Source organism: Nocardioides sp., assembly GCA_037045645.1.
In the GTDB taxonomy this organism is placed as follows: Bacteria; Actinomycetota; Actinomycetes; order Propionibacteriales; family Nocardioidaceae; genus Nocardioides.
This window is the reverse complement of the sequence record JBAOIH010000001.1, coordinates 2,149,226-2,162,063: the sequence shown is the minus strand read 5'-3', so window position 1 is coordinate 2,162,063 and position 12,838 is coordinate 2,149,226. Positions and strand designations below refer to the sequence as shown.

The following is a 12,838-nucleotide window of genomic DNA, read 5'->3' as shown; positions in this document are numbered from 1 at the left end:
ACCGCGGGGGACCAGTGCGTTGTCGCTATCCCGACTAGGCTGGCCCGTGATGACAGACTCATACGACACAGATCCCGAGGCGATCGACCTCGCGCACGAGACCGACGCCGAGCGCTTGGTGCGCTTCGAGCGTGACGCCGTGCCGTTGCTCGACCAGCTCTACGGCGCCGCCATGCGGATGACTCGCAACCCCGCGGATGCCGACGACCTGGTGCAGGAGACCTTCGCGAAGGCGTGGGCCTCCTTCCACCAGTTCAAGCCCGGCACCAACCTCAAAGCGTGGATGTATCGCATCCTGACCAACACCTTCATCAACACCTACCGCAAGAAGCAGCGCCAGCCGCAGCAGTCGCTGACCGGCGAGTCGGGTGAGATCGAGGACTGGCAGTTGGCTCGCGCCGAGGCGCACACCTCCGGCGGGTTGAAGTCCGCCGAGATGGAGGCGTTGGAGCACCTGCCCGACAGCGAGATCAAGCAGGCCTTGCAGAAGCTGCCCGAAGAGTTCCGATTGGCGGTCTATCTCGCCGATGTCGAAGGATTCCCCTACAAGGAGATCGCCGAGATCATGGGTACGCCGATCGGCACCGTGATGTCGCGACTGCACCGCGGACGTCGCCAGTTGCGTGATCTGCTCACCGACTACGTCCGAGACAACGATCTCGTGCGGATCTCGGAAGGAGCCGACTCGTGAGCGCCGGCGAGCACAACCACGGCTTCGGCGTCACCGCCGAGTGCGCGCAGTTCCTGGATTCGATCGTCTATCTGATCGACAACGAACTGGCCGACGAGGATGTGGTGGCGGTACGCCTGCACATCGACGGCTGCACGCCGTGTCACGAACGATACGAGGTGCAACGCACCGTGAAGGCGGTCGTAGCCCGCTCGTGTGCCGAAAGGGCGCCCGAGGACCTGCGCGCGCGGGTGCTGATGTCGATCCGTGAAGTCCGGATCGAACTCGAAGGCTGACCGGCCTCGTGAATTGACGAGACCCCCGGCGATGCCGGGGGTCCGCGACGCTGAGATCAGCTCACGCGTTGGGGCGCTTGCCGTGGTTCGCGCCCTTCTTCTTACGCGCGCGGCGCTTGCGGCCGGTCTTGCCCATGGTGTTCCTCCTGGATCGAAGTGCGGATCAGTCTCTCAAATCGTGGGCGGCGCCGCTAATCGCGGGTCGGTCCGTGGGGTCAGCCGACGCGTGACATGAACCGCTCGGCATCCACGATCACGCGGGTGACCTCCCCAGTGCCGATCAGTCGGTCCCCCTCGCGCGCGGCGACGGTGAAGCGATGCAGTCGCCCGTCGACGTACGCGCTGTCGGCTGTGACGCTCACCGTCGACCCCACGGCCGACGCGGCGAGATGCTCGAACTGGATCCGGGTGCCGACTGAGGTGGCGCCCTCGGACAGGGCCGGCTCGATCGCGGCGCAGGTCGCGGCTTCGCACCAGGCGATCAGCCGGGGCGTGCCCAACACGGGCAGCGATCCCGATCCGACCGCCTGCGCGGTGTCTGCGTCTGTCACGGTGAAGGACAACACGGTCATCTCAACTCCTTGGTGAAGGCGATCAGTTCGGTTCCTGGCACGGGACTCCAGTCTCGTTCGGGTGCGCGCTGATAGCCGCGCCGAGCGTACAGGCGGTGCGCATCGCGCATGTCGGGCAGCGAGGAGAGCACCATCGAGGTGGCTCCGTCGTCGACCGACCGCTCCTCGCAGCGCGACACCAAAGCATCGCCCACCCCGAGCCCCCGGGCGTCGGGATGAACCGACAGCATCCGGAACTCGCCCTCGTCCGAGTCGGCCGAGAGTTCGCGCCACGGCGAGCCGGGCGGCGTGTACGTGACGCTGCCGAGGAGCCGACCGTCCGACACCGCGACCCACAGTTCGGCCTGCGTCGCCCTGGTCCGAGTGTCTCGCAGCCGCTGGATGTAGGGGTCGCCCGGACCCTGGGTGAAGGAGGCGTACGCCGCGACGGTCAGGTCGCCGATGGCCTCGAACTCGCTCTCCCGAGCCATCCGGATCTGGTACGACGGCAAAGGGCGCACCAACTCAGATGCCGAACGTGTTGCGCGGGTAGGCCGCGTTCACGTCCGTGACCACGTTGACCAGATAGGGCACCCCGGAGGCGTACGCCCGATCCAGCGCCGGACCGATCTGCTTGGGATCCGTGACCGTCTCGCCACCGCCGCCCAGCGCCCGCACGACACCGTCGTACGAGGTAGTGGGGGAGAGGTCAGCCACGACGTCATAGCCATAGAGCATCTGCATCGGGCCCTTCTCCAGACCCCACGCAGCGTTGTTGCCCATCACCATCACGACCGGCAGATTGTGGCGGACCAAGGTGTCGACATCCATCAGCGAGAAGCCGGCCGCGCCGTCGCCGAGCAGCAGCGTGATCTGGGCAGACGGGCGAGCCAGCCGCGCGGCGATCGCGGCGCCTAGGCCGGCACCGAGGCAGCCGTACGGCCCCGGGTCCAGCCAGCCGCCAGGACGCTGGGGCTCCACGAACTTGCCCGCGAACGACACGAAGTCGCCACCGTCCCCGATCACGACCGAGTCGTCGGCCAGGCGCGGGACGAGTTCGCCGTAGATGCGTGCCGGGTGGATCGGGTCGGCCTCGGCGGACAGCAGTTCGCGGTCCTTGGCCGTGGCGACCGCGACCGTCTCCTGGAGCGCGCCGGTCCACGCCGACCAGTCGGCGCGCGCTGTGCGTTCGACCGCAGACAACAGCGCGGTGAATACCTCACTCAGGTCGCCGGACGCCGACGCGGCGAGGTCGGCGTGACCGGAGATCTGCGCGGCCGAGTCGGCCACATGCACGACCTTGGCGAAGGGGAGCCCGTCGTTCTTCTCCGGCCCGCCGAATTGGCCGTAGCCAAGCCGGAAGTCCAGCGCGGTGCCGACGACGATCACCAGGTCGGCGCGCCCCAGCGCCTGACCGCGAGCCTTCGTCACCAACAGTGGATGGCCGCCCGGCACGATCCCGCGGCCCATGCCGTTGGTCAGGGTCGGAATCTGCAGGGCCTCGACGAAGTCGAGTGCCGCGACCTCCGCGCGATCGGCCCAGACGTCGGTCCCGAGCACGAGCACCGGGCGCTCGGCCTCGGCCAGCAGCATGGCGATCCGGTCCAGCGCATCGGTATCGACAGCGTCGCGAGGGGCGTACGTCGCGATCGGCTCGGGCCCGTCGGCATTGTTGAAGAACTCGTCCATCGGAATGTCGACGAACGTGGGGCCGCGGTGCGCCGAGCCGGCGGCTGAGAACGCTTCACCCAACCCCGCAAGCACTTCGCCGGCCGTCATCACGGTCCGGGCGAGCTTGGCCACCGGAGCGACGATCGGCGGCTGATCCAACTCCTGCAGCGAGCCGGTGCCCCACCGGTTCTGCGGGGCGCGTCCGCCCACGACCACCATGGGTGAGCCGGCGAACTGGGCCTGCGCGATGGCACTCACACCGTTGGTGACGCCGGGTCCGGCGGTGAGGACCGCGAGGCCGGGAGTGCGGGTGAGTTTGCCGGTCGCCTCGGCGGCGAACGCGGCGGTCTGCTCGTGGCGTACGTCCATGAGCCGCATCGGCGGATCGGCCTGCACCGCTCCGTCGTACATCGGGAACACATGCGCCCCCGAGAGAGTGAACATGGTCTCGACGCCGTAAGCGCGGGCGACGGCGACGGCGAGGGCTCCGGAGTGACCGCTGATCTGTTGGCTCATGAACGGAGGTTACCGGCCGGAAACCTGCCCCGGGCCCGGCGGTCAGGGGGCGGGCAGGTAGGCGGCGTTCGTACGGCTCAACGCAGCCACCACAGCCAGCAACAGATCCGCGCGCAACGGCGGCTTGCGTGGGCCTAGCGCGAGTTGGAGGTGCAGCGCACGCAGGAACGCCTCCGGTGCTGCTTGGTGGTCGCCCGGGTCGGTGCCTTCGGGCGTGCGCGCGGTCGCCTCGGCCACGATTCGCGCGATCCAGGGTTCGACGACACTCAGCGGCACCGTGCCGCGATGCAGCACCTCCAGCGTCGCCAGCGCGAGCCGGTCGTCCTCACGGGCTGTGAACCGCTGCCCGCGTACGAGCACCCGGTCGGCGATGACGTCCAAGATCACCGTGAGTTCGTGAATCCGGCAGTGCGGGGACGCGGCGAGGGCGCCGAGGGCGTCGGCGCCATGCGCGAGAGCGTGCGCCCACCCCTTCTGTGTCACGAAGCCGCGCAGATCCTTCTCACGCAGCAGCCACGACATCAGGTGGTCGCCCCAGCGCAACACCTGCCCCGCGGAGACCAGCCCGTGCTCGGTGTCTCGGGTGATGATCTGCGCCAACACGAGGGCCGAGAAGCTGCGGCGGAAGACCGTGTCGCAACCCTGCTCGCCGAGACCGACGGTAAGACCCGCGGTCATCCCGTCGCCCAGCCCTGGGAGCAGGTCGTCATAGACGCCGCGTTCGATCCAGGTCGCGAGCAACGGGAAGGCGATCCCGTCTCGCTGAGCCGGGTCCGGGGAGCCGAGCATGGTGGTCAATTCGGCGGTCAGATCGGTCAGGGCACGGTCTGTCGGGACCTCAAGGCCCGACGCCATCACCCTTCGCCAATAGCCCGAGACCATGAAGCCATCTTGCCAAACCCGGGTCTACGCTGGCGCAGTGCCGTCCCTGTCCGAGTTGGTCCGTGCGCACACCGACCTGACCGATGAGGACATCGCCTGGCTACAGCGTCTGATGGCCGACTGGCAGATCATCGCCGACCTCTCCTTCGCCGACCTGGTGTTGTGGCTGCCCGACGAGAGCGGCCAAGGTTTCTGGGCCGGCGCGCAGATGCGCCCGACGACCGGCCCGACCGCCTACGTCGACGACGTGGTCGGCACGTTCGTGCCGGTCGGTCGTCGACACCTGCTTGATCGCGCCTGGTCCGAAGGACGGCTGATGCGCGACGGCGACCCTGAGTTGCGCGACAACGTGCCGGTACGGGTGGAGGCGATCCCCGTCCGCCGCAACGGAGCCGTGATCGCGGTGGTCGCGCGCAACACCAATCTGCAGGGGATCCGTACGCCCTCGCGTCTGGAACTCTCCTATCTCCAGACGGCAGGCGAACTCACCCAGATGATCTCCGAGGGCACCTTTCCCTCTCCGACGGCGCGCGGCGATCACGCCGACTCACCGCGCGTGGGGGATGGGTTCCTCCGGCTCACACCCGGCGGCCAGGTCAGTTATGCCAGTCCCAACGCCTTGTCGCTGTATCGCCGACTGGGCCATCACGGCGACCTCGACGGTCTCTCCTTGGCGGACGTGACGAGGGCGCTGGTCCCGGTGACCCGTCGCGGCGACGAGGAGACCCTCTCGGCGATCCTCGGTGGCCGAGCAGACCGCGACTCCGAGGTCGCCACCGACGATGTCGCGGTGGTGTTTCGCTCGATCGCGCTCACGCGAGGCGGCGAACATCTCGGTGCGGTGATCTTGGTGCGCGACGTCACGGACCTGCGTCGTCGCGATCGGGAACTGGTGACCAAGGACGCGACCATCCGCGAGATCCACCACCGAGTGAAGAACAACCTTCAGACCGTCGCGGCGCTGTTGCGCCTGCAGGCTCGCCGGATCGACGAGCCCGCCGCCCGCGAAGCGCTGCAGGAGGCGGTGCGCCGGGTCGGTTCGATCGCGCTGGTGCACGACACATTGAGCCATTCGCTCGAAGGCGTGGTCGACTTCGACGAGATCGCGGACCGGCTCGGCGACATGGTCACCGACGTCAGCTCGACCGGAGCCCACGTACGAGTCGTGCGCCGCGGCGCGTTCGGCAACCTGCGCTCCGAGACCGCTACGGCACTGGCGATGGTGCTCACCGAGATCTTGCAAAACGGGGTGGAACACGGTTTCGCCGAGGGCGACGAGGGCTCCATCGAGATCACGGCGCGACGCGAGCGGGGTCGCCTGCTGGTCGACGTGCTCGACGATGGGCGCGGCCTGCCCGCGCACTTCGATCCCGATCAGTCGGCCAGCCTCGGCCTGTCGATCATCAAGACGCTGGTCGAGAGTGAACTCGCCGGCACCTTCCGCATCGGCTCCGCGAAGCCGGGACGCGGAGTGCTGGTGGAGTTGGTGTTGACGGCGACGTGAGTTCAGGCCGGCTCTGCTCGGCGCTCAGACCGGGGTACGCACGCGGTTGCGGGCATTGCGACGCTTGAGCGCCCGGCGCTCGTCCTCGCTCAGGCCGCCCCAGACTCCGTGGTCCTGACCAGCCTCGATGGCCCACGCCAGGCACTGTTCGCGCACCTCGCAGCGTCGGCAGACGGCCTTCGCCTCTTCGATCTGGAGGATCGCAGGGCCGGTATTGCCGATGGGAAAGAACAGCTCCGGGTCCTCGTCCAAACACGCGGAACGGCTGCGCCAATCCATGGAATTGCTACTTCTTTCTTCGACCGGGGCCTCGCAGGGGTCTTCCAACAAGGTGCTGCCTCGCCGGAGTGTGTGAATCCGTTCACGAGGCAAGCCCTAGCGTCGCAAGAGATTGCGGCTGACACAAGGGTTTACCTCGGGCAGTGTTGCGTCACCTGTGTCACAACTGATTTCGTCGTCAACTAGCATCCAGGCCGTGGAGAAGCGCAGCCGACCGGTCCCGCCGCCTCTCGTTGTGGCGACGGCGGTCGCCGGGATCGAGGCGTCGTTACTGGCGATCATGGGCGTGTTGGAGGTCGCGACGTTCGACGCCACGCGTGCGGCGATGGGCACCACGACCGCGATCTTCTTCTTCGGTTATGCCGCTGCGCTGGCGTGGTGTGCCTTCCGGCTGTCCCGTCTCGATTCCTGGGCGCGCAGTCCGGTCGTGCTGGCCCAGCTCATCCAACTCGGGGTGGCCTGGAGCTTCCGCGGTGGTGCCACGACGTGGGTTGCGATCGGGCTGGCGCTGCTAGCCGGCGTCGTACTGGTCGGGATCTTCCATCCCCGCAGCATCGAGGCGCTCGCCGACGAGCCCTGAGCCCGGGGGTCAGTGGTCGGCTTCGGCCAGTGACTCGCCCAGGGATTCACGCAGCCGCGTCAAGGTGCGCGTCAGCAGGCGACTGACGTGCATCTGCGAGACACCGATCTCGGCCGCGATCTGCGACTGCGTCATGTTCTTGAAGAAACGCAGCATCAGGATCTTCTTCTCCCGCGGTTCGAGTTGGTCCAGCAACGGCTTGATCGACTCACGGACCTCGACGTGCTCGAGGTTGACGTCCTCCACGCCGATCGCGTCGAGCATCGGAGTCGAGTGGTCGTCATGCTCGGTCGTCGCATCAAGCGACAGCGTCGAATAGGCGTTGCTCGACTCCATGCCCTCGACGATCTCTTCGATCGTGCAGCCGATCTGCTCGGCCAGCTCACCGGCTGTCGGCGAGCGGCCCAGACTCTGGGTGAGTTCCGCGCTGGCCGAGGTGATCTGCATCCGCAATTCCTGCAGCCGCCGGGGCACGCGGATGGCCCAGCCCTTGTCGCGGAAATAGCGCTTGATCTCGCCGATGATCGTCGGGGTGGCGTACGTGCTGAACTCGACCCCGCGCTCGGTGTCGAAGCGGTCCACCGACTTGATCAGGCCGATCGTCCCGACCTGGACGAGATCTTCCAGTGGCTCGCCACGGTTGCGGAAGCGGCGTGCGCAATGCTCGACGAGGGGCATATGCAACTGGATCAGGCTGTCCCGAGCGCTGGCGCGGACCGCCTCGCTGGCGTCGGGGTCGCGGAAGTCGAGGAAGAGTTCGGCCGAGCGCGCCCTCGTGATCTCCACGCGGGTGCGGCTGTCGCTGACCTCCCCGACCGACTCAGTACCGAGATCTTGTTCGGTCATGTCAGGCTTCTACTCCCGCGAGAGAGGAGTCCACGAGCAGGCGTACGACGAACTCGCTGTTGTCGGTCGCGACGTCGGCGTCGGTCGCCAGCGCTGACAGGACCGTCCAGGTGAAGGAGTCGTACTCAGGGAACGCGCCCTCGATCGCCAGCACGCGTACGACCACCTCGACCTGTGTGGGCGCCAGCCGGAAGGTGCAACGCAATTGGCTGTCGGGGCTGGCGTGTCCCAGCGCCATCGCGGCAGCCTCGCCGACCGCGATCCGCAGGTCTTCGACGTCGTCCATCGTGAACTGCAATCGCGCCGCCAGTGCCGCCGTCGTGGTGCGCAGCATCGACACGTAGGCACCCTCGGCAGGAACCGTGATCTCCACCTCGGCGTCGGGTGACCCCTCGGTGATGCTCGTCGTGGGCGCGTTGGTCATCAAGGATCCTTCACGGTCGGCACCGGTGTTGCACAGAGACTAAACGACAGCCGGGCCCGCGAAGCGCGGACCCGGCTGTCGGGGGTATGAAGTCGTGACCTAGGCGGCAAAGCCGCGTGGTGGACCGTAAAGAAGTCATGACCACGGCGGCGCGGCCGCCGGGGGTCATGACTTCTTGGTCTCCCAGAAGATCTCGGCGATCTCGTCGATCTTGGCGAGCAGTTCGTCGGCCTTGGCCGCGTCCATCTCACCCTTGGTGCCGCCCGCACCGGCCAGCTTGGTGGCCTCGTTGACCAACGTGTGGAGTTGGGGGTACTTCTCGAAGTGCGGGGGCTTGAAATAGTCGGTCCACAACACCCACAGGTGGTGCTTGACCAACTCGGAGCGCTGCTCCTTGATGATCAGGGCACGGGTGCGGAAGTCGGGATCGTCGTTGTCGGCAACCTTCCCGATGAGCGCCTTGATCGACTCGGCCTCGATCCGGGCCTGAGCCGGGTCGTAGACGCCGCACGGCAGATCGCAGTGCGCCGAGACGTCGATGGTGGGAGCAAGAAGTCGCATGAGTGACACAACCTTTCGAACGTGGTCAGTACTTTGCGACACTATCGCTCTATGCGCCGACCTCACACCCCACGTTCAGGTGTGCTGCCGTGGGGGTTGGCCAAGGTCCACGGTAGGTCGATGGAACCTACGCTGCACGCGGGCGATCGACTCTTCGTGTCGTACGCCCGCGAGGCCCGCGCGGGAGACCTGGTTCTGGCGCGTTTCCCAGATGGTGCGCTGGTCGTCAAGCGGGTGGCGGACGTGCGAGAGACCCGCACCGGAGCCCCGGGCGTCTGGCTGCTCAGCGACGACCCGCACCACGGCGTCGACTCCCGGCACCGGGGCGTCATCGCCGACACCGACGTGCTGGCAGTCGTACTCGCGAGGGTGTGGCCGCGACCGCACGTGGGGTTGTGGAAGTATTCTGCGTCGTGAGTTCTGACCATCCCTTCGCTGGCGATCCCGTCTTCGACCTGCATGTCGGCGGCAAGATGGAGATCGTCTCGACGGTCGCTCTCGGTGGCAAGGACGAACTCTCGCGTGCGTACACGCCCGGAGTCGCCCGTGTCTGCGAGGCCATCGCCGAGGACCCGATCATGACGCGGCACTACACCTGGGTGCCCAACACGGTGGCCGTGGTCACCGACGGCACCGCCGTGCTGGGCCTGGGCGACATCGGGCCTGCGGCCGCGATGCCGGTAATGGAGGGCAAGGCCGTGCTGTTCAAGCAGTTCGGCGGTGTCGACGCGGTGCCGATCTGCTTGGCGACCACCGATACCGAGGAGATCATCGAAACCGTCGCTCGGATGGCACCGTCCTTCGGTGGCATCAACCTCGAAGACATCTCCGCCCCGCGGTGTTTCGAGATCGAGGACCGGCTCAAGGAGCGCCTGGACATCCCGGTCTTCCACGACGACCAGCACGGCACCGCCGTGGTGGCGCTCGCGGCCCTCAAGGGTGCCCTGGTGTTGACCGGGCGTACGCCGGACACCACGCGCGTCGTCATCTCCGGGGCAGGCGCAGCCGGGGTCGCGGTCGCGAAGATCCTGCTGGGGGCGGGCATCCGCGATCTCGCCGTGGTCGACCGTCAAGGCGTCCTCAACTCCCAGCGCGCCGACCTCACTGCCGTGAAGTCCGAACTCGCCCGCCTCACCGCCGACAACTTCGGTCGTGCGGGCACCTTGGCCGACGTGATGCGCGGCGCGGACGTCTATATCGGGGTGTCCGGGGGATCGGTGCCCGAGGAGATCGTGTCCACGATGGCCGACGACGCGATCATCTTCGGCCTGGCCAACCCGACGCCCGAGGTCCACCCCGACCTGGCGCACAAGTACGCCAGTGTCGTGGCCACCGGCCGCTCGGACTACCCCAACCAGATCAACAACGTCCTGGCGTTCCCCGGCATCTTCCGCGGCGCCTTCGACGTCCACGCCTCGGCGATCACCGAAGGCATGAAACTCGCCGCCGCAGACGCCCTGGCGGCGTTGGTCGCCGAGGACCTCACTCCCGAATACATCGTGCCTTCCCCCTTCGACCCGCGCGTCGGTCCGGCCGTCTCGGCGGCTGTTGCCGAGGCCGCGCTGCGCGACGGGGTCGCACGGGTCTGACTCCGGTGGGGAGATAGCGTGGCAGACATGTTCGCCGTCTATGCCGAGTCCTTCTCCACCGACGACCCGCTGTCCGGCCTGGTGGTCGGCGAGCGCCCCGAACCCGAGGTGCCCGACGGCTGGACCACGGTGACGGTCAAGGCCGCGAGCCTGAACCATCACGACCTCTGGTCGTTGCGTGGCGTGGGTCTTCGCCAGGAGTCGTTGCCGATGATCTTGGGCTGCGACGCGGCCGGTGTCGACGAGGACGGCCACGATGTCGTCGTGCACGCCGTCGTCTCAGACCCGAGTTGGACCGGTGACGAGACCCTCGACCCGAAGCGGTCGCTGCTCTCCGAGCGCTATCAGGGGACGTTGGCCGACAAGGTCGCGGTGCCGCGGCGCAACGTGATCGCCAAGCCCGCGTCGCTGTCGTACGAGGAGGCCGCGTGCCTGCCGACGGCGTGGCTGACGGCGTACCGGATGCTCTTCACCCAAGGGGACCTGAAGCCCGGCGACACCGTCCTGGTGCAGGGCGCGGGCGGGGGAGTTGCCACCGCGTTGATCACGCTCGCTCGCGCGGGCGGTCTGACGGTGCTCGCCACGTCGCGCGACGAGGGCAAACGCCAGCGGGCCCTGGAGATCGGCGCGCACGAGGTCTTCGAGTCGGGGGCCCGACTCCCGGTCAAGGTCGACGCCGTGATGGAGACGGTAGGTCGGGCCACCTGGTCGCACTCGATCCGGGCCTTGCGTCCCGGCGGCAAGATCGTGATCTCCGGGACTACGTCTGGACCCAACCTCGATGACGCCGAACTCACCCGGATCTTCTTCCTGCAGTTGCAGGTCGTCGGTTCGACCATGGGCACCCGGACCGAGCTCGCGTCGTTGGTGAACCTGCTCGACGCGACCGGCGCCCGTCCGCTGATCGACCGCACCCTGCCGATGGACCAGGCCCGCGACGGGTTCGCCGCGATGGCCGCCGGTGACGTCTTCGGCAAGATCGTCTTCACTCGATGAGTCGTACGCACGCCCTGACCGGTGCCGGCTCCGGGATCGGCCGCGCGATCGCGGAGATCCTGCGTGACCGCGGCGACCAGTTGATCCTGCTGGTCCGTGACGCCGAGAGGATCGACCAGTTGCGCACCGAGTTTGCGCGCGCGGAGTTCGTGGAGGCCGACCTTGCCAGCCCCGGCAGTCTGCATGGCATCGGGCGGGCCGTGGGTCGTACGGTCGACTCGCTGGTGCACGCCGCCGGGATCGTCGATCTGTCGCCGGCGGCCCAGCAGCGCCTCGATCCCTGGCAGGAGCAACTGGACGTCAACCTGACCTCGCCGGCGATGCTGACCCGCGAGTTCCTGCCCCACCTGCGTGCATCTCGGGGCACGCTCGTCTTCGTGAACTCCACTGCCGGACTGGCCGCCAACGCGACCTGGGGTGCGTACGCCGCCTCGAAGTTCGGACTGCGAGCCTTCGCCGATGCCGTGCGTGCGGAGGAACGCGACGTCCGGGTGACCACCGTCTTCCCGAGCCGTACCGCGACGCCGATGCAGGCGCGGGTGCACGCCCAGGAAGGGCGCGACTACGCCGAGGACGACTGGATGACGCCGCAGACCGTGGCCCGCAGTGTCGTGCAGGTGCTCGATCTGCCGGCAGACGCCACGATCACCGACGTCACCATTCGCACGTCCTAAGCCCGGCTCAGCCGAACGACATCGTGAAGCGCGCCATCCGCGCCGACGACAACTGACGGGCTTGGCCCAACCAGCCGAGCGGTCCGTCCGGGGCGAACTCCCAGCGACCCCGACAGGGCAGGGTGCGCGCTCGCCCGCGCAGCGTCGTCACGCGGTCTTCGCCGCCGGTCTCATCGACGCCCGGCTGTTGCGCGATGCCCTGGAAGGGCAGCGGGGGAGCGATCACCGAGATGTCGTGAAAGGTGGCGCTCGCGATCGGATGCCGACCTACGGACGCGGACCAGTCGGTGTGGGACAGCGGACCCGTACGCGCGGACTCGAAGGTGAAGTCGCACAGGTCCTTCGGGATCGCCCACAACTCGCGTCCGCCCTGGCGAGACTCCGGCGAGTCCACCCAGATGTCGGTGATCGTGACCGCACGCGCACGTCCCCCGTCAGGGGGCGCATCGGCCATTCGACCGACCAGCAACTCGCTGTAGGTCAGCGGGGAGGGTTCGGCGTACGACACGAAGGCCGCGCCGTAGACGCCGGCAGGACGTCGTGCATCGACTGCGGTGGGAAGGCGGAAGAGCGACAACCAGAGGTCGCCGGTCATGCGCCAAGGTGCCGGCGGATACATCAGTCCTCGGGGTCGTCCTCGCGCGCCAGCCAGGTGGCCAGGCGCTCGATGGCGGTCTCGAACTCGGGGTGCTGATCGGTGAAGTCCTGCAACCGATCCGCGACCCAGGCCAGGTTGACCTCTTCATCGCCACGGCGCTTGTGCAACTCCTCGATGCCGCGATCGGTGAAGTACATGGCG

At 67.9% G+C, this 12,838-nt stretch carries 18 protein-coding genes; 8 read left to right on the top strand and 10 right to left on the bottom strand.

The window, feature by feature from the left end; translation table 11 throughout:
* Window positions 1-49 precede the first annotated feature (49 nt).
* Window positions 50-691 (top strand): sigma-70 family RNA polymerase sigma factor, encoded by a 642-nt coding sequence (locus tag V9G04_10740; protein ID MEI2713738.1) that lies wholly within the window; start codon window positions 50-52, stop codon window positions 689-691.
* Window positions 688-966, top strand: a complete 279-nt coding sequence (rsrA, locus tag V9G04_10735) for a mycothiol system anti-sigma-R factor (GenBank protein ID MEI2713737.1) — start codon at window positions 688-690, stop codon at window positions 964-966. The genes V9G04_10740 and rsrA overlap by 4 nt, the downstream gene beginning before the upstream one ends.
* 215 nt (window positions 967-1,181) lie before the next feature.
* On the opposite strand, the gene V9G04_10730 is transcribed toward rsrA, so the two are convergent.
* The 4 genes from V9G04_10730 to V9G04_10715 are packed head-to-tail and all read right to left on the bottom strand — an operon-like array spanning window position 1,182 to window position 4,586.
* Complete coding sequence (locus V9G04_10730; GenBank protein MEI2713736.1) at window positions 1,182-1,538, bottom strand: thioesterase; 357 nt, start codon at window positions 1,536-1,538, stop codon at window positions 1,182-1,184.
* Window positions 1,535-2,008: a GNAT family N-acetyltransferase gene (locus V9G04_10725; protein ID MEI2713735.1), complete on the bottom strand. Its 474-nt coding sequence runs from the start codon at window positions 2,006-2,008 to the stop codon at window positions 1,535-1,537. The genes V9G04_10730 and V9G04_10725 overlap by 4 nt, the downstream gene beginning before the upstream one ends.
* 34 nt (window positions 2,009-2,042) lie before the next feature.
* Window positions 2,043-3,704, bottom strand: a complete 1,662-nt coding sequence (locus V9G04_10720; GenBank protein MEI2713734.1) for an acetolactate synthase — start codon at window positions 3,702-3,704, stop codon at window positions 2,043-2,045.
* A gap of 42 nt (window positions 3,705-3,746) precedes the next feature.
* Window positions 3,747-4,586: a DUF2785 domain-containing protein gene (locus tag V9G04_10715; protein MEI2713733.1), complete on the bottom strand. Its 840-nt coding sequence runs from the start codon at window positions 4,584-4,586 to the stop codon at window positions 3,747-3,749.
* A gap of 37 nt (window positions 4,587-4,623) precedes the next feature.
* Between V9G04_10715 and V9G04_10710 the strand changes: the two genes are divergently transcribed.
* Window positions 4,624-6,090, top strand: coding sequence for a sensor histidine kinase (locus V9G04_10710; GenBank protein MEI2713732.1), 1,467 nt, complete (start codon window positions 4,624-4,626; stop codon window positions 6,088-6,090).
* Between the two features lie 24 nt (window positions 6,091-6,114).
* Here the strand turns inward: V9G04_10710 and V9G04_10705 are convergent, their stop codons facing one another.
* Window positions 6,115-6,369 (bottom strand): WhiB family transcriptional regulator, encoded by a 255-nt coding sequence (locus V9G04_10705; GenBank protein MEI2713731.1) that lies wholly within the window; start codon window positions 6,367-6,369, stop codon window positions 6,115-6,117.
* A gap of 196 nt (window positions 6,370-6,565) precedes the next feature.
* Here V9G04_10705 and V9G04_10700 point away from each other — a divergent pair, with 196 nt between their 5' ends.
* Window positions 6,566-6,949 (top strand): hypothetical protein, encoded by a 384-nt coding sequence (locus tag V9G04_10700; GenBank protein MEI2713730.1) that lies wholly within the window; start codon window positions 6,566-6,568, stop codon window positions 6,947-6,949.
* Window positions 6,950-6,958: 9 nt separating this feature from the next.
* On the opposite strand, the gene V9G04_10695 is transcribed toward V9G04_10700, so the two are convergent.
* The 3 genes from V9G04_10695 to sodN all read right to left on the bottom strand — a co-directional run bounded on the left by V9G04_10695 (window position 6,959) and on the right by sodN (window position 8,789).
* The gene (locus V9G04_10695; GenBank protein MEI2713729.1) at window positions 6,959-7,795 is read right to left on the bottom strand and encodes an RNA polymerase sigma factor SigF; all 837 of its coding nucleotides are present in this window, start codon (window positions 7,793-7,795) and stop codon (window positions 6,959-6,961) included.
* Between the two features lies 1 nt (window position 7,796).
* Window positions 7,797-8,219: an ATP-binding protein gene (locus V9G04_10690; GenBank protein ID MEI2713728.1), complete on the bottom strand. Its 423-nt coding sequence runs from the start codon at window positions 8,217-8,219 to the stop codon at window positions 7,797-7,799.
* 165 nt (window positions 8,220-8,384) lie between these two features.
* Window positions 8,385-8,789 (bottom strand): superoxide dismutase, Ni, encoded by a 405-nt coding sequence (gene sodN / locus V9G04_10685; GenBank protein MEI2713727.1) that lies wholly within the window; start codon window positions 8,787-8,789, stop codon window positions 8,385-8,387.
* Between the two features lie 42 nt (window positions 8,790-8,831).
* Between sodN and V9G04_10680 the strand changes: the two genes are divergently transcribed.
* Genes V9G04_10680 through V9G04_10665 form a run of 4 tightly spaced genes read left to right on the top strand, consistent with a single transcriptional unit; the run spans window position 8,832 to window position 12,039 of the window.
* Entirely contained in the window at window positions 8,832-9,197 is a 366-nt protein-coding gene (locus V9G04_10680) for a S24/S26 family peptidase (GenBank protein ID MEI2713726.1), read from the top strand.
* Between the two features lie 56 nt (window positions 9,198-9,253).
* Complete coding sequence (locus V9G04_10675; GenBank protein ID MEI2713725.1) at window positions 9,254-10,369, top strand: NADP-dependent malic enzyme; 1,116 nt, start codon at window positions 9,254-9,256, stop codon at window positions 10,367-10,369.
* 27 nt (window positions 10,370-10,396) lie between these two features.
* Window positions 10,397-11,365, top strand: coding sequence for a zinc-binding dehydrogenase (locus tag V9G04_10670; GenBank protein MEI2713724.1), 969 nt, complete (start codon window positions 10,397-10,399; stop codon window positions 11,363-11,365).
* The gene (locus V9G04_10665; protein ID MEI2713723.1) at window positions 11,362-12,039 is read left to right on the top strand and encodes an SDR family oxidoreductase; all 678 of its coding nucleotides are present in this window, start codon (window positions 11,362-11,364) and stop codon (window positions 12,037-12,039) included. Before V9G04_10670 ends, V9G04_10665 begins: the two co-directional genes overlap by 4 nt.
* A gap of 7 nt (window positions 12,040-12,046) precedes the next feature.
* Here V9G04_10665 and V9G04_10660 read toward each other — a convergent pair whose 3' ends face one another.
* A complete protein-coding gene (locus tag V9G04_10660) occupies window positions 12,047-12,634 on the bottom strand; it encodes an acetoacetate decarboxylase family protein (GenBank protein MEI2713722.1) in 588 nt (195 codons plus the stop codon).
* Window positions 12,635-12,657: 23 nt separating this feature from the next.
* On the bottom strand, window positions 12,658-12,834 hold the full coding sequence (locus V9G04_10655) for a DUF6104 family protein (GenBank protein MEI2713721.1): 177 nt from the start codon (window positions 12,832-12,834) through the stop codon (window positions 12,658-12,660).
* Between the last annotated feature and the right edge of the window lie 4 nt (window positions 12,835-12,838).

Bases quoted from the DNA above. Each gene is read 5' to 3' on its own strand.
- V9G04_10725 (MEI2713735.1), bottom strand. From the start codon at position 2,008: ATGGCTCGGGAGAGCGAGTTCGAGGCCATCGGCGACCTGACCGTCGCG.
- V9G04_10740 (MEI2713738.1), top strand. From the start codon at position 50: ATGACAGACTCATACGACACAGATCCCGAGGCGATCGACCTCGCGCAC.
- V9G04_10695 (MEI2713729.1), bottom strand. From the start codon at position 7,795: ATGACCGAACAAGATCTCGGTACTGAGTCGGTCGGGGAGGTCAGCGAC.
- V9G04_10655 (MEI2713721.1), bottom strand. From the start codon at position 12,834: ATGTACTTCACCGATCGCGGCATCGAGGAGTTGCACAAGCGCCGTGGC.
- V9G04_10720 (MEI2713734.1), bottom strand. From the start codon at position 3,704: ATGAGCCAACAGATCAGCGGTCACTCCGGAGCCCTCGCCGTCGCCGTC.
- V9G04_10680 (MEI2713726.1), top strand. From the start codon at position 8,832: ATGCGCCGACCTCACACCCCACGTTCAGGTGTGCTGCCGTGGGGGTTG.
- V9G04_10675 (MEI2713725.1), top strand. From the start codon at position 9,254: ATGGAGATCGTCTCGACGGTCGCTCTCGGTGGCAAGGACGAACTCTCG.
- V9G04_10730 (MEI2713736.1), bottom strand. From the start codon at position 1,538: ATGACCGTGTTGTCCTTCACCGTGACAGACGCAGACACCGCGCAGGCG.
- V9G04_10705 (MEI2713731.1), bottom strand. From the start codon at position 6,369: ATGGATTGGCGCAGCCGTTCCGCGTGTTTGGACGAGGACCCGGAGCTG.
- V9G04_10715 (MEI2713733.1), bottom strand. From the start codon at position 4,586: ATGGTCTCGGGCTATTGGCGAAGGGTGATGGCGTCGGGCCTTGAGGTC.
- V9G04_10660 (MEI2713722.1), bottom strand. From the start codon at position 12,634: ATGACCGGCGACCTCTGGTTGTCGCTCTTCCGCCTTCCCACCGCAGTC.
- V9G04_10690 (MEI2713728.1), bottom strand. From the start codon at position 8,219: ATGACCAACGCGCCCACGACGAGCATCACCGAGGGGTCACCCGACGCC.
- V9G04_10670 (MEI2713724.1), top strand. From the start codon at position 10,397: ATGTTCGCCGTCTATGCCGAGTCCTTCTCCACCGACGACCCGCTGTCC.
- V9G04_10665 (MEI2713723.1), top strand. From the start codon at position 11,362: ATGAGTCGTACGCACGCCCTGACCGGTGCCGGCTCCGGGATCGGCCGC.